The 17,743-nt window shown below is 63.3% G+C and carries 18 protein-coding genes; 11 read left to right on the top strand and 7 right to left on the bottom strand.

Features of this window, described 5'->3' with window-relative positions; genetic code table 11:
• Position 1: 1 nt before the first annotated feature.
• The 7 genes from PYV55_RS15390 to cobA form a co-directional block, all read right to left on the bottom strand.
• A complete protein-coding gene (locus PYV55_RS15390; protein WP_275852986.1) occupies positions 2–1,585 on the bottom strand; it encodes a GumC family protein in 1,584 nt (527 codons plus the stop codon).
• A gap of 11 nt (positions 1,586–1,596) precedes the next feature.
• A complete protein-coding gene (locus PYV55_RS15385; RefSeq protein WP_275852983.1) occupies positions 1,597–2,733 on the bottom strand; it encodes a hypothetical protein in 1,137 nt (378 codons plus the stop codon).
• A gap of 15 nt (positions 2,734–2,748) precedes the next feature.
• Positions 2,749–3,318 (bottom strand): polysaccharide biosynthesis/export family protein, encoded by a 570-nt coding sequence (locus PYV55_RS15380; RefSeq protein ID WP_275852980.1) that lies wholly within the window; start codon positions 3,316–3,318, stop codon positions 2,749–2,751.
• Between the two features lie 90 nt (positions 3,319–3,408).
• A complete protein-coding gene (locus tag PYV55_RS15375; RefSeq protein WP_275852977.1) occupies positions 3,409–3,888 on the bottom strand; it encodes a hypothetical protein in 480 nt (159 codons plus the stop codon).
• A gap of 117 nt (positions 3,889–4,005) precedes the next feature.
• Positions 4,006–5,442 (bottom strand): undecaprenyl-phosphate glucose phosphotransferase, encoded by a 1,437-nt coding sequence (locus PYV55_RS15370; protein ID WP_275852975.1) that lies wholly within the window; start codon positions 5,440–5,442, stop codon positions 4,006–4,008.
• 187 nt (positions 5,443–5,629) lie between these two features.
• Positions 5,630–7,117, bottom strand: a complete 1,488-nt coding sequence (gene rng, locus PYV55_RS15365) for a ribonuclease G (RefSeq protein WP_275852973.1) — start codon at positions 7,115–7,117, stop codon at positions 5,630–5,632.
• A gap of 63 nt (positions 7,118–7,180) precedes the next feature.
• Entirely contained in the window at positions 7,181–8,023 is an 843-nt protein-coding gene (gene cobA, locus PYV55_RS15360) for a uroporphyrinogen-III C-methyltransferase (RefSeq protein ID WP_275852971.1), read from the bottom strand.
• A 271-nt stretch (positions 8,024–8,294) separates the two neighbouring features.
• Between cobA and PYV55_RS15355 the strand changes: the two genes are divergently transcribed.
• The 11 genes from PYV55_RS15355 to PYV55_RS15305 all read left to right on the top strand — a co-directional run bounded on the left by PYV55_RS15355 (position 8,295) and on the right by PYV55_RS15305 (position 17,742).
• The gene (locus tag PYV55_RS15355) at positions 8,295–10,016 is read left to right on the top strand and encodes a cytochrome D1 domain-containing protein (RefSeq protein ID WP_275852969.1); all 1,722 of its coding nucleotides are present in this window, start codon (positions 8,295–8,297) and stop codon (positions 10,014–10,016) included.
• A gap of 96 nt (positions 10,017–10,112) precedes the next feature.
• Entirely contained in the window at positions 10,113–10,427 is a 315-nt protein-coding gene (locus PYV55_RS15350) for a c-type cytochrome (protein ID WP_275852966.1), read from the top strand.
• A 12-nt stretch (positions 10,428–10,439) separates the two neighbouring features.
• Positions 10,440–10,781: a c-type cytochrome gene (locus PYV55_RS15345; RefSeq protein ID WP_275852964.1), complete on the top strand. Its 342-nt coding sequence runs from the start codon at positions 10,440–10,442 to the stop codon at positions 10,779–10,781.
• Entirely contained in the window at positions 10,778–11,989 is a 1,212-nt protein-coding gene (locus PYV55_RS15340) for a cytochrome D1 domain-containing protein (RefSeq protein ID WP_275852961.1), read from the top strand. The genes PYV55_RS15345 and PYV55_RS15340 overlap by 4 nt, the downstream gene beginning before the upstream one ends.
• A gap of 3 nt (positions 11,990–11,992) precedes the next feature.
• The gene (ahbB, locus tag PYV55_RS15335; RefSeq protein WP_275852959.1) at positions 11,993–13,090 is read left to right on the top strand and encodes a siroheme decarboxylase subunit beta; all 1,098 of its coding nucleotides are present in this window, start codon (positions 11,993–11,995) and stop codon (positions 13,088–13,090) included.
• On the top strand, positions 13,074–13,574 hold the full coding sequence (locus tag PYV55_RS15330; protein WP_275852956.1) for an Lrp/AsnC family transcriptional regulator: 501 nt from the start codon (positions 13,074–13,076) through the stop codon (positions 13,572–13,574). The genes ahbB (PYV55_RS15335) and PYV55_RS15330 overlap by 17 nt, the downstream gene beginning before the upstream one ends.
• Positions 13,561–14,043, top strand: coding sequence for a siroheme decarboxylase subunit beta (ahbB, locus tag PYV55_RS15325; RefSeq protein ID WP_275852954.1), 483 nt, complete (start codon positions 13,561–13,563; stop codon positions 14,041–14,043). Before PYV55_RS15330 ends, ahbB (PYV55_RS15325) begins: the two co-directional genes overlap by 14 nt.
• 6 nt (positions 14,044–14,049) lie before the next feature.
• The gene (gene nirJ, locus PYV55_RS15320) at positions 14,050–15,279 is read left to right on the top strand and encodes a heme d1 biosynthesis radical SAM protein NirJ (RefSeq protein ID WP_275852952.1); all 1,230 of its coding nucleotides are present in this window, start codon (positions 14,050–14,052) and stop codon (positions 15,277–15,279) included.
• Positions 15,280–15,361: 82 nt separating this feature from the next.
• Positions 15,362–16,891 (top strand): cytochrome D1 domain-containing protein, encoded by a 1,530-nt coding sequence (locus tag PYV55_RS15315; RefSeq protein WP_275853213.1) that lies wholly within the window; start codon positions 15,362–15,364, stop codon positions 16,889–16,891.
• Positions 16,888–17,460 (top strand): cytochrome c oxidase subunit 3, encoded by a 573-nt coding sequence (locus tag PYV55_RS15310; RefSeq protein WP_275852949.1) that lies wholly within the window; start codon positions 16,888–16,890, stop codon positions 17,458–17,460. The genes PYV55_RS15315 and PYV55_RS15310 overlap by 4 nt, the downstream gene beginning before the upstream one ends.
• 12 nt (positions 17,461–17,472) lie before the next feature.
• Positions 17,473–17,742 (top strand): cytochrome C oxidase subunit IV family protein, encoded by a 270-nt coding sequence (locus PYV55_RS15305; protein WP_275852947.1) that lies wholly within the window; start codon positions 17,473–17,475, stop codon positions 17,740–17,742.
• Position 17,743: the final 1 nt, after the last annotated feature.

The raw sequence follows: 17,743 nt of genomic DNA, 5'->3' as shown, positions 1-17,743 counted from the left end.
CTTAACTCAAGCGAACCAGCACCTTGGACAAAACCATGTCCAGGGGCATGTAAAGAAAATGCACCGCAAGAAGCAGCAGTGGAACAATCACAGCCACCGCAACGCCAACGCGCAGCATTATTTGGCGCCGCTGCTGCAATTCTGCCGCTACTGTAATGTATGGAATGGTGACCATGGGCCGCTGTCCTACAATGGCGGCCACTGCCTCTACACCACGCACACGGCCATTGAGGGTTTCTAGCAATATAACCACCCCAGCCGAACATGCAGCCGCAAGAAAAAACCCAAGGGCAATCATTTTTTTGCGATTGGGCTTGATCGGAACATCAGGCGCCAGCGGGGGCTCGAGCAGAGTGAATCGTTCGGCCTTCTGCTCATCTTCCAGATTTTCCGCCACCTGCGCAGACATTTGCTTCGATCGAATTTCCTCGTATTTGCGGCGCGCGGTTTCCTGATCACGCAAAAGGTCTGCCATCCCACGCTCCACTTGTGGTGCTTGCAACATCTGCCCTTCCAACTGACCGATTTTTCCGCGCAGGCTGGCTTGCTGTTTATCCAAAAGACTGATTTGCGAACGCAAAAAAGCCACGCGCGACTCGAGTCGCGCCACCTGCAAGTCTGCTGCAGAATTTATTGCGCCATTCCCGCCTGAACTGGCATTTTTTTCTTCTGCGACCGTTTTTTCCAGACCTTCAATTTTGCGCTTGAGCGCACGCACGTCGGGATGGTTTTCGGTATAAATTGCCGCGACACGTGCCAGATCAGCCCGCGCCTTGACCAATTCTTGCTGAGCGTTTTGCACCCCAACATATCCTGGAATACCAATGCCCGCCTTGGCACTTGCCAACTCGATCTCCAATCCACGCAACTCATCCTGCGCAGCTCGTTGGTCGCGCTCTGTATCGCGCAAGTCCGTTTCCATTCGCTGCATACTGCTCATTGTGAGCGTCATATTGTCTGGCAACGCACCCCCATGCTGCATTTTGTAGGTTGCGATCTGGCTTTCCAATTTGTCCAGGTCGGCGCGCAGTTTGTCGGCCTCTTGGGTCAAAAACGCAGTGGTTTGCTCGGCCCGCTCAGTGCGCACTTTGACGTTTTCATCCAAAAAGAGTGTGACCAGTTCATTGGCAACGCGCTGCGCCAAATCGGGGCGCCGATGCTCGAAGGACACTTTGAAGGCGATGGTAGCGCGCTGACGCGCCTGCACGTTGGCATTCACCAATTCCACACCAATGCGGCTACGCATCTCGTCCACAGCCTCAGACGGGGTAAAACTTAATCCAGCATCCGCAAAAAGTTGGTATTTTTTAGCAATACGAAAGAGATTGTCGCGCGTCATGACACGCTGCTTGATAATTTCTATACGCTCATCGGCATAACTTGTGACCGTAGCCTGCACCAAATCGTCTGGAATTTGCTGAGACTCCACCATGATGGTACCAGTGGACTGGTAAACCGGCGGCATCATAATGGCGAACGCAACAGCCAAGGCAAAGACGCCGCCAAATACGAAAATAATTAATACGCCACGCCGTCGCACAATATCAATATAATCTCGCAGAGAAAGCTGATAATCAGATTGCATGCTATTGAATATTAAAAATCTGAATGCGAATAATTGAGACCAACCCCCACCAAATTGGCGCCAGCATAACCAGTGCGTTGGTCTGCCGTCCTGCGCTGCACATTAAAATTCAGGCTCCAGAGAGGTGATATTTGAAATAAATATTTCGCTCCCATGCTATTCGTTTTGCCACCGTTGAAGCCAGCATTTTTGGTGAAAGTATAATAAAAATCGACAGCAGTACGTTCTGCAACTTCAATTCGTGTTTGCAGTCGCAGCGAATTACTGATGGTCAGACCACCTGTCTGGCCACCTGCAACCGCACTGCGATCGAAACTAGCACCGCCACTCATATAATTTCCCTTGTAATTGACTTCCATTTTTCCTTGCAAATAATAGCCAGCATCCAAGCCAGTTATTTTTACCTTGCCCGCCTGAACATTCAAGTCGATTTTATCTGATAGGGCACCAACATATCCAAACACCAGCCCCATTCCACTGGAAGATCTGGCCAGAACAAAATTATTTGCATAAGGAGAGTAATGACTTCCAGCGAAAAATATACTCATCTTTTGACTGGCAGCCAAATCGTAAGAAAGCCCTCCGCTTGCCAATGAATTTCTGTAAGAAACCAAGGTATTGGTATCATAATCAACCCATTGCTGGCTGATTCCACCATTCGCCATCCAGCGCTCCGTCAAGTATTTGCCCCAGTTCGCGCCCACGCTACGGTTGGTCTGGGTGCGGTCGGCGGTCACGATGCCGGTTTGGTCGAATTCGGTGGTACGTGTCGATGCTTTGGAGTACTTGGCATTCAGCTCCCATAGGGAAGTGGGGGCTTTTTGCAGCCACTTCAGTTCGACGGATGGATCCTGGCGATTAGCGCTGACCTGGGTATTGCTGCTGCGCTCGAGGTTGGCCCCCAATACCGCTGACCACTCGTTGGTGTCATCTACATGGTAGGTGTAGTTGTACTGTGGCCTCAGGCGATAGCGCACAGCGCTGCTTGCACTGCCGGGCCGAAGTTCAGGGTTGGAGTCGAACTCCACCTCCGCAGGCATAGAAACTGCTTGCTGCGCGGGCCCCGATGCACAAGCCAACGGCACCTGCCCACACAGCAAGGCCGCAAGAACGAATTCGGAGCAGCAGCGACGCACGTTGATCGACACCCTTAACTCTTAAAGTCAAGGCACCAGTATGGTGTCACCAGGCTGCAACATCACGTTGGTCGATAGCTCCGACCCTTTGAGCAAGTCGTTCAGACGCACGGGCAGCAGTTGAAAGCCGTTCTGCGGGGTGGCCCGCAATACCTTAACTGCATTGCCGTCGGCAAAGCGATCCAAGCCGCCCACCTGGCTCAACGCCTGCAACACGGTAGTGTCAGGGGCGTTTAGCACCACAGGCCCGGGTTTGAGCACCTTGCCGATCACATACACCCGGTTGCCTTCAATGCCAGTGATCACAACGGAAACGACGGCATCCGGGATGAAGGGCTTGAGCTTGTCGGCAATGCGCCGCTCCACCTCTTCTGACCCTAGCCCTGCCACCTCTACGCGCCCGACGAGAGGGAAAGTAATGCTCCCGTCTGGCAACACCCGCACCTCTTTCAGCAAGGCTTCTTCCCGCCACACCGCCACCAGCAAGGTGTCGCCGGAATGTAACGTGTACGGCGTGTTGTCCGCATGCGCCCCTACACTGGTGCACACCATCAATACCAAAGCCCAAAGAAGAGCCACAGAACGCAGCAAAGACATCAATCGCCCCTCAAGCAAAAATAGCGAAATTCATTCTAACAACAAAAAAGGGGCTTGAAGCCCCTTTTCTTCCCTGCACAAAACTTGCTTTTAGACCTTGCGACGATTGGCAAGCCCCAGGAAACCCAGCAGGCCCGATCCAAAAAGCAGCGCTGCGCCCGGCAACGGCACCTCAGACACTCGGGTGGTACCTCCATTTGCTGCAGGGAACGTCGTATCCAGATTGACAACTTTCATCTCCCACTTGCCTGCAGACATCATAGTGGAAAATTTTGCACCGGCAGCAAGCAAGTCAAAGTTGAAGGTTTCTGCCGTATTTGCCGTATTCGTAAGCGTATAACTCATTTTTTGTTCCGCATCCACAGGTGTGACGATGACATGCATAAACATTATCAAACCACCAGTTGCCAGATCCAAATAATCAGTGTCTACAGTGCTTTTGCTGAAATCACTAAAGACATCCACAGGCGTTCCCGTGCTTGTAACGGTATAAGTATCCGCGTGGGCGCCCGCGGCCAGCAGCGTACCGAGGCAAAACACGCCAGCCCCTAGTAGTTTGTTCAGTTTCATCATGTTCCCCTCAGAAAAAAAGTGGATCGAAAAGTTGATGGGCGTAGCCTAAGCCTTCGCATGGACCGCGCCAATGATCCGTAAGGACTACCCCGTCCGAGGGGATGGGCCGCCGCGTCAGTAGGCGTTTTTCCCCGTAAAGGCGACCAAGGTGCGCAGCAGGATGGAGAGGTCTAGCCAAACAGACCAATGGTTGATGTATTCGATGTCCGATTCGATGCGCAGCGCCATCTGCTCCAGGTCGCGCGTCTCACCGCGGAAGCCGCGCACCTGGGCCAGGCCGGTGATGCCAGGCTTGATGTTGTGGCGCGCCATGTAGTCACTGATGCGCTGGGAGTATTCGGCATCGTGTTGCACCGCGTGGGGGCGTGGCCCCACCAGGGACATCTCACCCGCGAGCACGTTGAAAATCTGCGGCAGCTCGTCGAGGCTCGTGCGCCGTATGAAGCGGCCTACGCGGGTGATGCGCGGGTCGTCTTTCTCGGCCTGCTTGAGCACTGTGCCTTCAGGCTGATGCACGTACATGCTGCGGAACTTCCAGATTTTGAAGGTTTTGCCGTTCCAGCCGTTGCGGTTCTGGCGGAAGAACACGGGGCCGGGGCTGTCGAGCTTCACGGCGAGCGCAATCACCAAAAGCAGCGGCGTAATGCCCAGCAGGATCAGGCTGGACAAGACCAAGTCTTCCAGCGACTTGAGCGCCAGGCGGGTGCCCGTGAGGGGCGTTTCGGACAAAGCGATAACAGGCAGTCCCGCGATCTCGCGCACGCTGTGGTTGACCAGACGCAAGGAGAAAATATCGGGCACCCAGTGAATTGCCACGTGCTGCTCGAGCAACTTGAAGTACAGACCCTCCAAAATATCCGAGGCGTCCAGGGGGATGGCGAAATAAACGATGCTGACCTTGTGTTGCTCGATCAGTTGGGGTAATTGCTCCAGACGGCCCAATTGCTGCATGCGCCCACTGACGGCTTGCGCATCGGCACCCGCGCTCTGCGCTTCATCCACCTTGTCGTCTGACAAGGCCACACAGCCCACCACCTGCTGATTCAGCCAGGGGTTGTTGCTGATCTTTCCCTGGAGGTAGTTGGCCAGGCGCCCTGAGCCCACAATGATGACGCGCTCCGCCTGCAGCCGCTGCATGAACTTGACCTGCACCAGCCAGACCAGCAGGTGCAAGCCCAACTGCGCCCCATAGCCAGCAACATACAGCTCGCCCACGAGCAGCCGAGAGAATTGGCCGACATTTTTTGTCAGGAAGCCAAGTAAGACCACGACCAAGAAGGTCAGAGACCACGCATTGAACAGATTGAGCGCCTTGCGCGTGAAGTTGGCATTGCTGCGGTAAATACCGTAGTGGTCATAGACCACGGCCAACGCGCCCATGAGCAAGAGAACGAAGACGGTGTATTCCGCCGTCACTATCCCTATGTGACGCACGATGAGAAAGTAGGAGATGCCAAGCACGGCGGCGCCGTCCAACAGCGTCTGCAGCATGCGCGTCATGCTGTTGCGACGTTGGAGCAGTGAGCGTTGCGAACTGTATGAAAAACTCATGAGGCAAAAGGAAGTCTTTGGGCTTGATGCAAGTTGGCAGCGCTCTTTGCCCGCGACCCTTGCCCGTCACAAGCAAAATGCATTCCGGCAAGGCCGTTGGGTGTACTGCGCCACAGGGGCGCGACCACGGGACAAGGAACCGGTGAGAGCGCCACCTGCGCCAACAGCTTGGAGCCCGCCCAGGCGCTCACCACAACACGATATCGTACTGTTCGGGCCCGAGCGCGCTCTCGGCTTGCAAAGAAATCGGTTTGCCGATGAAGTCCGACAGGCCCGCGAGGTGCTGGCTTTCTTCGTCGAGAAAGAGCTCGACCACGCGCGGCGGCGCGATGACGCGGAATTCGCGCGGGTTGAACTGGCGCGCCTCGCGCAGGATTTCGCGCAGGATGTCGTAGCACACGCTGCGCGCGGTTTTCACGCTGCCGCGCCCCGCGCAGGCGGCGCAAGGCTCGCACAGCAACTGCGCGAGCGACTCGCGCGTGCGCTTGCGCGTCATCTCGACCAGGCCGAGTTGCGAAAAGCCGCTCACCGTGGTCTTGACGCGGTCGCGCGCGAGTTGTTTGCGCAGCTCGCCCAGCACGGCCTGCTGGTGGTCCTCGCGCGCCATGTCGATGAAGTCAACGATCACGATGCCGCCCAGGTTGCGCAGGCGCAGCTGGCGCGCGATGGCCTGCGCGGCCTCGAGGTTGGTCTTGAAGATGGTGTCGTCGAAATTGCGCGCGCCCACGTAGCCGCCGGTGTTCACGTCGATGGTGGTGAGCGCTTCGGTCTGGTCGATGACGAGGTAACCGCCCGACTTCAAATCGACGCGCCGCCCGAGCGCGCGCGCCACTTCGTCGTCGATCGCGTACAGGTCGAAAATCGGCCGCTCGCCCTTGTAGTGCTGCAGCTTGGCCGCAGCCGCGGGCATGAACTCGCGCCCGAAGGCGCGCAGGCGCTGGAATTGCTCGTGCGAGTCTATGCGTATGCTTTGCGTGTGCTCGCTCGCCAGGTCGCGCAGCACGCGCTGCAGCAAGTCCAAATCTTGGTGCAGCAGCGAGCGCGGCGGCAGCTCGAACGCGGCGGCCTTGATGCGCGCCCAGGTCTTGCGCAGGTAGGCGATGTCTTCGGCGAGCTCGGCGTCGCTCGCGTCCTCGCCGTTGGTGCGCAGGATGAAGCCGCCCCCGCCGCCGCTGGCCTTGTCGCCCACGAGCGCCTGCAGGCGTGCGCGCAGCGCATCACGCTCGGCCGCGGGGATTTTTTGCGACACGCCCACGTGCTCGTCCTGTGGCAGAAACACGAGCAGCCGCCCCGCGACGCTGATCTGCGTGGAAAGGCGCGCGCCCTTGGTACCTATGGGGTCCTTGATGACCTGCACCATCAGTGCCTGGCCCTCGAACACCTGCTTTTCGATCGGCACCTGCGCCTCGCTCTTGCGTGCCCAGGGCGCGGCATCGCCCTCCGCAGGGCGTTGCCAGACGTCGGCCACGTGCAAAAAGGCCGCACGCTCAAAGCCGATGTCGATGAACGCCGACTGCATGCCCGGCAGCACGCGCGCGACTTTGCCCAGGTAAATGTTGCCCACGAGGCCGCGCTCGAGCGGGCGCTCGATGTGCAGCTCCTGCACGGCGCCGCTTTCGACCACCGCGACGCGCGTTTCCTGCGGCGACCAGTTGATGAGGATGTCTTGTTGCATGAGGGCGGAATGTTGTGAGGCAGTCATGATGCCTCAAAGCATTCCGCCCTGGGTGGCAAGGGATCAACCCAGATTGTCCACTTGCGCCGGCATCCCGCGCATGCCCTGCAACAGCTGCGGCTGCAGGGCCACCACACCGCCGATGATGATGAGCGCGGGCGGACGCACACGGTGCTGCTGCGCCAGCGCCGGCAATGTCTGCAGCGTGCCGGTAATGCAGCGCTGCGTGGGCAGCGAGGCCTGTTCGACCAGTGCTGCGGGCGTGTCGCCGGGCAGACCATGGCGCAGCAGTTCGGTGCTAATGGTGGGCAGCGTGCCCATGCCCATGTAGATCACCACGGTCTGGCGCGGACGCGCCAGCAGCTCCCAGTCGAGCGCCACCTCGTTGTCGCCGCGCAGGTGACCACTCGCGAACACCAGTGTTGCGGCATGGTCGCGGTGCGTGAGCGGTATGCCCGCGCAGGCGCCAGCACCCTGGGCCGCCGTGATGCCGGGCACCACCTCGAACGGAATGCCCGCTGCGGCCAAAGCCTGGGCCTCCTCGCCGCCTCGGCCGAAGATGAAGCCGTCGCCCCCTTTGAGCCGCACCACTGGGCGGCCGCTGCGCGCCAGGCGCACCATCAGGTCGATGATGGACTCCTGCGGCAGCGTGTGGTGCGAAGATTCCTTGCCCACGTAGATCAGATCGGCATCTTCGGCCACGTAGCGCAACACCTCCTTGCCGACGAGGTGGTCGTACAGCACCAGGCGCGCGCCGCGCAGCGCCTTGACGGCGCGCAGCGTGAGCAGTTCGGGATCGCCAGGACCCGCGCCCACCAGCGTCACGCGCCCAGGGGCGATGGAGGCGCCTGCGCACTCCTCCCGCGGGGGGGCGCGAAACCAGCGTGCGTCTTCGATGAAATTCATGGCGGTCTTTCCTTGTCTGTCGGCATCGTGGTCAGTTGCACCCATGTCGCATGCTGCGCATCGCAACGGCCCGGTTGATCTGCCCAACCTGCACGCATTGTTCGACTGCCTGGCCGCAGGCGTCCTTGAACCAGTTCAAGGACAGCCAGGGCCACCTGCGGGACGATGCCCTCGCTCGCAAGAAGAGGGAATGGACAGCAACCTCGCGAGAAGTGCCCCAGCATCCGCAGGGTCACATCCATGTGCTGATCCCTGACGCAGAGGACCCACAATGACCACGAAAAGAATTACCAGGTTGGTCGCACTAGCGGCTGCCGCCCTGGCATCGGCCACCGCCATGGCCCAGAGCGGCAAAGCCGTCGAAGAAGCCGAAAAGAACTACCAGGCCGGCAGTTCGCCGTTAGCGGACGTGCCCATGTACCAGAGCACAAACCCCAAGGCGCCGGCGATGACGCAGGCCGAGTTCGAGCAAGCCCGCAAAATGTATTTTGAGCGCTGCGCGGGCTGCCACGGCGTGCTGCGCAAAGGCGCCACGGGCAAGCCGCTGACGCCGGACATCACTCTCAGCAAGGGCACGGACTACCTCAAGATCTTCATCGCCTATGGCTCGCCAGCGGGCATGCCCAACTGGCAGACGAGCGGCGAGATGAGCGAGAAGGAAGTGGACCTGATGGCGCGCTACGTCCAGCAGGACCCTCCGACACCGCCCGAATTCAGCATGGCGGACATGAAGCAGACCTGGAAGATCATCGTCCCGCCGGAAAAGCGGCCGACGAAAAAGATGAACAACTACAACATCAGCAACATCTTCTCGACCACGCTGCGTGACACCGGCGAGGTGGCGCTGATCGACGGCGACACCAAGCAGATCATCAACATCGTCAAGACCGGCTATGCAGTGCACATCTCGCGCATGTCGGCCTCGGGGCGCTACCTGTTCGTGATCGGCCGCGACGCGAAGATCAACATGATCGACCTGTGGATGGAAAAGCCCGACAACGTGGCCGAGATCCGCATCGGCCTCGAAGCCCGCTCGGTGGACACCTCCAAGTTCAAGGGCTACGAAGACAAGTTTGCCATTGCCGGCAGCTACTGGCCGCCGCAGTACGTGATCATGAGGGGCGACACGCTGGAGCCGCTGAAGATCGTCTCCACGCGCGGCAACACCGTGGACAAGCAGGAGTACCACCCCGAGCCGCGCGTGGCCTCCATCGTCGCGTCGCACTACAAGCCCGAGTTCGTGGTGAACGTGAAGGAAACCGGCCAGACGCTGCTGGTCGATTACTCGAACCTCGACGCACTGAAAGTGACGACCATAGGCACTGCGCGCTTCCTGCACGACGGTGGCATGGACTCGACCGGCCGCTACTTCATGGTGGCCGCCAACCAGTCCAACAAGATCGCCGCGGTGGACCTCAAGGAAGGCAAGCTCGCCAAGCTGATCGACGTGGGCAAAATTCCGCACCCGGGCCGGGGCGCGAACTTCGTGCACCCCAAATACGGCCCCGTGTGGTCCACCGGCCACTTGGGTGACGAAACCATCTCGCTGATCGGCACCGACCCTGTCAAGCACAAGGAATACGCCTTCAAGAAGGTGGCCGAGCTCAAGGGCCAAGGTGGCGGGGCGCTCTTCATCAAGAGCCACCCCAAGAGCCAGCACCTTTATTCGGACACACCGCTGAACCCCGATCCGAAAATCTCGCAGTCGGTGGCGGTGTACGACATCAAGAACCTGGACAAGGGCTATACCGTGCTGCCGATCGCCGAGTGGGCCGACCTCAAGGACGACGGCGCCAAGCGCGTGGTGCAGCCGGAGTTCAACAAGGCCGGCGACGAAGTCTGGTTCTCGGTATGGAGCGCCAAGAACAAGCAGAGCGCCATCGTCGTCGTGGACGACAAGACGCTCAAGCTCAAGGCCGTGATCAAGGACCCGCGCCTGATCACCCCCACGGGCCACTTCAACGTGTACAACACGCAGCACGACGTGTATTGACAGCCCTCGCCCAGGTACGCATGGCCCGGCTCTGTCGATGCCATCGCACCTGGAGCACAAGCCAAACCATCTCGTTGCATTTTTCTGGAGATTTTCATGAAGCAGTTGATTCCCCTGCTGGTTGCTGCGGCCGCGGTCCTTGCCTCGGGCGCGGCGTTCGCAGATGCCGATGCCGCGCTGAACAAGGCCGGCTGCATGGCCTGCCATGCCAAGGACAAAAAGCTGGTTGGCCCTGCGTTCAAGGACATTGCGGCCAAATACAAGGACCAGGATGCCTCGGCCAAACTGTTCGACAAGGTGCGCAAGGGCGGCTCGGGCTCCTTCGGCCCGATTCCGATGTCACCCAATGGCCCGGACAAGATCAGCGACACCGAGCTCAAAGAGGTGATCGCCTCCATCCTCAAGTCCTGATCGGGCCAAGCCATGCCGGTACGCACCACCATCGTCCTGTCCACGCTGTTGCTAGGGCCCGTGCTGGCCTGGGCGCAGACCGCGCCCGATGCCGCCCGCTCGCGCGAACTGGTGCGCATGGTGCGGCAGGACTGCGGTTCGTGCCACGGCATGCACCTGACCGGCGGCCTGGGCCCCGCGCTCACCCGCGAGGCCATGGCCGAACGGCCGCTGGACAGCCTGGTGGCCGTGATCGTCCACGGCCGACCCGGCACCCCCATGCCGCCCTGGCAGACCATGCTCAGCGAGCCCGAGGCCCGCTGGATTGCGCTGCAACTGCAGCAGGGCTTTCCTGAAGAAACGCACACACCATGAAGCGCCGTGACTGGCTGGCCACTGTGGCCACGCTCCCTTCCTTCGGCGCCCTCGGCGCGCTCGGCGCTCTCGGTGGAGTGGCCGGCTGCGCCGCGCCGGCGCTGCGCGGCACCGGAGACCTGGGTGTGGTGGTTGGCCGCGCCAATGGCACGCTCTACCTCGTAGACACCACGGCCCGCACCCTGATCGGCGAAGTGCCCGGGCTCGGCGACCTCTCCCACGCCTCGGTCGTGTTCTCGCGCGACGGGCGCTACGCCTACGTATTCGGCCGCGACGGCGGCCTGTCCATGGTCGACCTGCTGGGCCAGCACCTGGTGCGCCGCGTGCTGCAGGCCGGCAACGCGATCGGCGGTGCGATCAGCGACGACGGCACGCTGGTGGCAGCGCAAAACTACACGCCCGGCGGCATCAGGGTGTTCGATGCGCGCACGCTGGACTTGGTGGCCGACGTGCCTGCCGCCTATGCACCGGGCAAGCTGTCCCGCGTGGTCGGCCTGGTCGATCTGCCGGGCCGGCGCTTCGCCTACAGCCTGTTCGACGCCGACGCGATCTGGATCACCGACTGTTCAGACCCGAAAAACCCGCGCACGCAACGCTTCGACGGCATAGGCCACCAGCCCTACGACGCGCTGGTCACACCCGACGGCCGCTACTACATCGCCGGGCTGTTCGGCAAGGACGGCCTGGCGCTGCTCGACCTCTGGGCCGAAAAGCCGACGGTGCGCCGCATCCTCGGTGGCTACGGCAAGGGCCAGGCGCCGCTGCCCGTTTTCAAGATGCCGCACCTGCGCGGCTGGGCCGTGGCCGGGCGCCGCGCCTACCTGCCCGCCATTGGTCGGCACGAGGTGCTGGTGGTCGATACCGAAACCTGGCAGGAAGTGGGCCGCATTCCAATCGCGGGGCAGCCGGTGTTCGTGATGGCGCGGCCCGACGGCCGCCAGGTGTGGGTCAACTTCGCCGTGCCCGACTACCACCGCGTGCAGGTCATAGACACCCAAACCCAGCAGATCGTACAGACGCTCGCGCCGGGCAAGGCCGTGCTGCACATGGAATTCACGCCGCGCAGCGACACCGTCTGGATCAGCAGCCGCGACGACAACCGTGTCAGCGTGCTCGACACGCGCAATTTCGCCACGCTGGCGCGTCTCGACGTGCCCGCGCCCAGCGGCATCTTTTTCACCGCGCGCGCCGCGCGCATGGGTTTTTAAGCCATGGACGCCCCCACCGACGCTCCAGACGGCGCCCCCATCGAGGCGCGCCTGCGCCTGCTCAACGACTGGCAGCACGACTTTCCGCTGTGCGCCGACCCCTTCGGCGTGCTCGCCGATGCCACCGGACTGGAGCGCGGCGCCGTGCTGCGCACCCTGGCCCAGGCGCAGCACGATGGGCGCGTCAGCCGTATCGGCGGCGTGTTCGCCCATGGCGCGGGTGGCGATGCGGTGCTCGCAGCGATGGCCGTGCCCGCCGAACGCATAGAACCAGTGGCCGCGCTGGTGTCGGCCCATCCGGGCGTCAACCACAACTACCTGCGCGAGCACCACTACAACCTCTGGTTCGTGATGACAGGCACCCATGCCGAGGCGGTCGAGGCAGGCGTGGCCGCGCTGGAGCGCGCGACGGGTTTGCCCGCGCTGCGCCTGCGCATGCTCAGGCCCTACCGCATCGACCTGGGCTTCGACCTGCGCGGCACCACGGCCCCGCGCCCGATGCGCCGCCCGGCAGACGGCCCCACAGCCGGCTCCACAACCAACCCGGCCCCGCTCCCGCGCCCACAACCGTTGCCCGCCGCGCTGTGGCCCCTGGCGCAGCGCGTGGAAGCAGGCCTGTCGCTCATCGAGCGGCCATTCGCCGCCTGGGGCCGCGAGACGAACATGGGCGAAGACGCCGTGACGGCGCAGCTGCGGCGCTGGCTGGCCGAAGGCCGGCTGCAGCGCTTTGGCGTCGTGGTGCGCCACCACGAGTTCGGCTTCGACGCCAACGCCATGACTGTTTTCGACGTCCCCGACGATCAGGTCGATGTCTGCGGCCAGACGCTGGCCGAACAGACGGGCGTGACCCTGGCCTACCGCCGCACGCGCGCCGACGGCTGGCCCTACAACCTCTACGCCATGGTGCACGGCAAGAACCGCAGCGCAGTGCTCGCCGTGATCGAGCGTGTGACGCAGGCTGCGGGCCTCGCGCGCCATCCACGCGAGGTGCTGTTTTCCACCCGGCGCTTCAAGCAGACCGGCGCGCGGCGTTTTCGCGGCTGGGCCGATGCCCCTGCCACTGCCCCATTGCAGGAGGTGCCCCATGCCCTCGCCCGATGACCTGCGCCTGATAGACCGGCTGCACGGCGGTTTTCCGTTGTGCGACCGGCCGTTTGCCGCCGTGGCCCAGCAACTCGGTTGCAGCGAGGACACGCTGATCGACCGCCTGCAAGGCCTGCTCGCCCACGGCGACCTGACGCGCTTCGGCCCGCTGTTCCAGATCGAGCGCGCCGGCGGCCGCTTCGTGCTGGCGGCCATGGCGGTGCCGGAAGACCGCTTCGCATCCGTGACCGCGCAACTGGGTGCACTGCACGAAATCGCTCACAACTACCGCCGCGAATCGGCCCACCCCGACCAGCCCGGCGCCACGCCGCTGAACATGTGGTTCGTGATCGCCGTCGAATCGGCGGCGCAGATAGACCCGCTGATCGCGCGCATCGAGGCCATGACCGGTCTGCCGGTGTACGCCTTTCCCAAGGAGCGCGAGTTCTTCGTCGAACTGCGCCTGCCCCTGCTGCCCGGAGACCCCCATGGCGCTCGATGAACTGGACCGCCGCATCATCCAGGCCACGCAGTCCGGCCTGCCCTTGGTGCGTCGGCCCTACGAAGCCGTGGGTGCGGCCCTGGGTATCAGCGGCGAGCAGGTGCGCACGCGCCTGCAGGCCATGCTAGACGCGGGGCTGATACGCCGCATAGGCGCCGTGCCCAACCACTACCGCCTGGGCTTCACCGCCAACGGCATGAGCGTCTGGGACGTGGCCGACGAGCACGTGGACGAGCTCGGCGCGCGCGTGGGCCAGCTGCCCTTCGTGAGCCACTGCTACCGCCGGCCGCGCCGCCCGCCGGTGTGGCCGTACAACCTGTTCGCCATGCTGCACGGCCGCTCGCGCGCAGAAGTCGAGGCCCAGGCGCAGCAGGTGGCCGCACTGCTGGGCGATGCCTGCCGCGCCCACGACATTCTTTATTCGACCGCAATCCTCAAGAAAACCGGTCTGCGCATCTCCGAAAGCTGAAGAACCATGCTGCGCATCAGCCAATACCTGCGCGAACTCGCGCACGCCGAACAGACCGGGCAGTGGCCCGCCCCCAGCCGCCGCGACAGCGCAAGCGCGCCCGGCCCCGTCGTGATCTGGAACCTGATCCGCCGCTGCAACCTCACGTGCAAGCACTGCTACGCGCTCTCGGCCGACCACGACTACGCGGGCGAACTTTCGCGCGACGAGGTATTTGCCGTCATGGACGATCTCAAGGCCTTTCACGTGCCAGTGCTCATCCTCTCGGGCGGCGAGCCGCTGATGCGCCCTGACCTGTTCGACATTGCCGATCGCGCCAAGCGCATGGGCTTTTACGTCGGCCTCTCGAGCAACGGCACGCTGATAGACCCCGCGCTGGCCGATCGCATCGCCGCGCAGGGCTTCGATTACGTCGGCATCAGCCTCGACGGCCTGCGCGAAACGCACGACCAGTTCCGCCGCCAGAGCGGTGCATTCGAGCGCAGCCTCGCGGCGCTGCGCCTGCTGCGCGCGCGCGGCGTCAAGGTCGGGCTGCGCTACACCATGACGGCGCTCAACGCGCACGACTTCGAACCGCTGCTCGACCTGATGCGCCAGGAACAGGTTGACAAGTTCTACTTCTCGCACCTGAACTACGCCGGCCGCGGCAACATCCACCGCGGCAAGGACGCGCAGTTCCAGTCCACGCGCGCGGCGCTCGACCGTCTGTACGAGCGCGCCTGGCAGGCCGCCCGCGACGGGCGGGACGAGGAATACGTGACCGGCAACAACGACGCCGATGGCCCCTACCTGCTGCAGTGGGTGGCGGCACGCTTTGCGCGCTGGGCCGAACCCCTGCGCGCACGCCTGCAGGCCTGGGGCGGCAACAGCAGTGGCGTGAACGTGGCCAACATCGACAACCTCGGCGAGGTGCACCCCGACACCATGTGGTGGCACTATGGTCTGGGCAATGTGCGCGCCCGCCCCTTCTCGCAAATCTGGATGGACACGCGCGATCCGCTCATGGCCGGGCTCAAGCAGCGCCCGCGCCCGGTCGAAGGCCGCTGCGCGCAGTGCCAATACCTGGCGATCTGCAACGGCAACACCCGTACCCGTGCCCAGCAACTCACCGGCAACCCCTGGGCCGAAGACCCGGGCTGCTACCTGAGCGACGAGGAGATCGGCCTGCCGGCGGATGCGGCAAAGGCTGCGCCACGGCGTGCGACCATCCTGCTGAAGGAAGTGGGCCATGCGTGAACACGCCCGCGAACGGATGTTTCGGCCGCGCACATGCCTGGCCGACCTCGCCCGCGCTGCGCTGGTGGCCGGTCTGGTCTGGATGGGCGTGGACATGGCCGCCGCGCAGTCCGTCGATGCCAAGGCGCTCTACCAGCAGCACTGCGCCAGCTGCCACGGCGCGCAACGCACCGGTCTCATGGGCCCGGCGCTGCTGCCCGAGAGCCTGGAGCGCCTGCGCCCGGCCGAAGCGACGCAGGTCATCGCCCAGGGCCGTCCGGCCACGCAGATGCCCGCCTTTGCCGACCAGCTCGGCGCCGCCGGGGTCGCAGCCCTGGCCGCCTACATCCGCACGCCGGTGCAGCCCGCGCCGCACTGGAGCGACGAGGAGATCCGTGCCTCGCGTACCTTCGCCGAAGCGCCCAAGGACGAGCCGGCCCAACCCCTCTGGCATGCCGACCCGATGAACCTGTTCGTCGTCGTCGAGGGCGGTGACCACCACGTGAGCCTGGTCGATGGCGACCGCTTCGAAGTCATCGCGCGCTTTGCAAGCCGCTTTGCGCTGCACGGCGGGCCTAAGTTTTCGCCCGATGGTCGCTATGTGTATTTCGGCTCGCGTGACGGCTGGATCACCAAATACGACCTGTGGCGCCTGCGCGTCGTGGCCGAGGTGCGCGCGGGCCTGAACATGCGCAACGTCGCGGTCAGCAGCGACGGCCGGTGGGTCATGGCCGCCAACTACCTGCCGCACACCCTGGCCCTGTTCGACGCCGACCTCCACCTGCGGCAAACCTACAGCGCCGCCACGCTGGACGGCAAGACGAGCTCGCGCGTCTCGGCCGTGTACGACGCCGCGCCACGCAAGAGCTTCGTGGTTGCGCTCAAGGACATCCCCGAGCTCTGGGAAATCTCCTACGACCCCAAGGCGGCGCCGATCTTCGACGGCTACGTGCACGACTACAAAATGGGCGAGGCCATAGCCAAGCCCGGTTTCCTTGGCGTGCACCGCACCCCGCTGGAAGAGCCGCTCGACGACTTCTTCTTCGACCAGAGCTACCGCAACGTGCTGGGCGCCACGCGCCCGAAGTCTGGCGACGGCGCGGCCACTGCGCAGGTGGTCAACCTCGACGCGCGCCGCAAGATCGCCGACCTGCCGATTGCCGGCATGCCGCACCTGGGCTCGGGCATCACCTTTGCGTGGAACGGCAGCACCGTGCTGGCCAGCCCGAACCTCAAGGGCGGCACCATCGACGTGATCGACATGAAGACCTGGAAACCTGTCGCCTCCATCCCCACACCCGGGCCTGGCTTCTTCCTGCGCAGCCACGAGGCCACGCCCTACGCCTGGGCCGACTCGATGATGAGCCCCACCGCCAAAGACACGCTGACCATCATCGACAAGGCCACGCTCAAGCCCGTTGCCACGGTGCGAGAGCCCGGCAAGACACTCGCTCACGTCGAATTCACCAAGGATGGCAAATTCGCGCTGGCCAGCGTGTGGGAGCAGGACGGCGCCCTCGTCGTCTATGACGCGGCGACCTTCAAGGAAGTCAAGCGCCTGCCGATGTGCAAACCCGTGGGCAAATACAACGTGTGGAACAAAATCACGCGCTCCGAAGGGACTTCGCATTGACCGCGGCACCGCATGAAGAGCGCCTTGCCGGCGACGGCATGGTCTGGCTGCTGGTGCTGGCCGAACTGCTGACCTTCGGCTTGCTGTTCGCCTCGTTCGCGGTGGCGCGCTGGCGCGAGCCCGAGGTGTTCGCGCAGGGGCAGGCCACGCTGAGCCTGCACACCGGCGCGCTCAACACCCTGCTGCTGGTCACGGCCAGCTGGGCCGCGGTGCGCGCGGTGCGCGCCTTCGAGGCCGACCGGGGCCGCACCGGAGCCCACTGGCTGCTGGCGGCGCTGGCCGCTGCCGTCGGCTTTTTGCTCGTCAAGTCGCTCGAATTTGCGGGCAAGGTGCGTGCCGGCTTCGACTGGGCCACCAACGCCTTCACGCTGCTCTACACCCTGCTCACCGGCTTTCACTTCCTGCATGTGCTCGTGGGCGCCATCGTGTTCGCCGTGCTCTGGCACAAGGCGCGCAGCGGCGCCTACGGCCGCGCCAACCACATGGCCCCGGCCTCGGGCGCGGTGTTCTGGCACATGGTGGACCTGCTGTGGATGGTGCTGTTCCCGCTGGTTTACGTCATCCGCTGAAGGAGCCCCCGCATGCGTTTCACCCGGGCCGACCTGATCTTCGCGCTGCTCGCGCTGGCCACGCTCGCCAGCTGGTGGCTGGGCGAAGGCGCCGCCGCCAAAGGCCAGCACCTGGGCAAGGCGGCAACACTGGCGGTGCTGGCGCTGGCGGCCTGCAAGGGCGCGCTGATTGCGCTGGACTACATGGAACTGCGCCGCGCCCCTGCGCTATGGCGGCGCGCGGTGCTGGGCTGGCTGGCCGTGGTGCTGGCGCTGATGGCGGTGTTTGGCGTGGTGCTCTGAC

Source organism: Extensimonas soli, from assembly GCF_029211265.1.
GTDB lineage: Bacteria > Pseudomonadota > Gammaproteobacteria > Burkholderiales > Burkholderiaceae_C > Extensimonas > Extensimonas soli.
The sequence above is the reverse complement of the archived record's forward strand: the minus strand, read 5'-3'. Positions and strand labels throughout refer to the sequence as shown.

Bases quoted from the DNA above. Each gene is read 5' to 3' on its own strand.
- PYV55_RS15340 (WP_275852961.1), top strand. From the start codon at position 10,778: ATGAAGCGCCGTGACTGGCTGGCCACTGTGGCCACGCTCCCTTCCTTC.
- ahbB (WP_275852954.1), top strand. From the start codon at position 13,561: ATGGCGCTCGATGAACTGGACCGCCGCATCATCCAGGCCACGCAGTCC.
- PYV55_RS15375 (WP_275852977.1), bottom strand. From the start codon at position 3,888: ATGAAACTGAACAAACTACTAGGGGCTGGCGTGTTTTGCCTCGGTACG.
- PYV55_RS15305 (WP_275852947.1), top strand. From the start codon at position 17,473: ATGCGTTTCACCCGGGCCGACCTGATCTTCGCGCTGCTCGCGCTGGCC.
- PYV55_RS15350 (WP_275852966.1), top strand. From the start codon at position 10,113: ATGAAGCAGTTGATTCCCCTGCTGGTTGCTGCGGCCGCGGTCCTTGCC.
- PYV55_RS15390 (WP_275852986.1), bottom strand. From the start codon at position 1,585: ATGCAATCTGATTATCAGCTTTCTCTGCGAGATTATATTGATATTGTG.
- rng (WP_275852973.1), bottom strand. From the start codon at position 7,117: ATGCAACAAGACATCCTCATCAACTGGTCGCCGCAGGAAACGCGCGTC.
- PYV55_RS15315 (WP_275853213.1), top strand. From the start codon at position 15,362: ATGGGCGTGGACATGGCCGCCGCGCAGTCCGTCGATGCCAAGGCGCTC.
- PYV55_RS15330 (WP_275852956.1), top strand. From the start codon at position 13,074: ATGCCCTCGCCCGATGACCTGCGCCTGATAGACCGGCTGCACGGCGGT.
- ahbB (WP_275852959.1), top strand. From the start codon at position 11,993: ATGGACGCCCCCACCGACGCTCCAGACGGCGCCCCCATCGAGGCGCGC.
- PYV55_RS15380 (WP_275852980.1), bottom strand. From the start codon at position 3,318: ATGTCTTTGCTGCGTTCTGTGGCTCTTCTTTGGGCTTTGGTATTGATG.
- PYV55_RS15345 (WP_275852964.1), top strand. From the start codon at position 10,440: ATGCCGGTACGCACCACCATCGTCCTGTCCACGCTGTTGCTAGGGCCC.
- PYV55_RS15355 (WP_275852969.1), top strand. From the start codon at position 8,295: ATGACCACGAAAAGAATTACCAGGTTGGTCGCACTAGCGGCTGCCGCC.
- cobA (WP_275852971.1), bottom strand. From the start codon at position 8,023: ATGAATTTCATCGAAGACGCACGCTGGTTTCGCGCCCCCCCGCGGGAG.
- PYV55_RS15370 (WP_275852975.1), bottom strand. From the start codon at position 5,442: ATGAGTTTTTCATACAGTTCGCAACGCTCACTGCTCCAACGTCGCAAC.
- nirJ (WP_275852952.1), top strand. From the start codon at position 14,050: ATGCTGCGCATCAGCCAATACCTGCGCGAACTCGCGCACGCCGAACAG.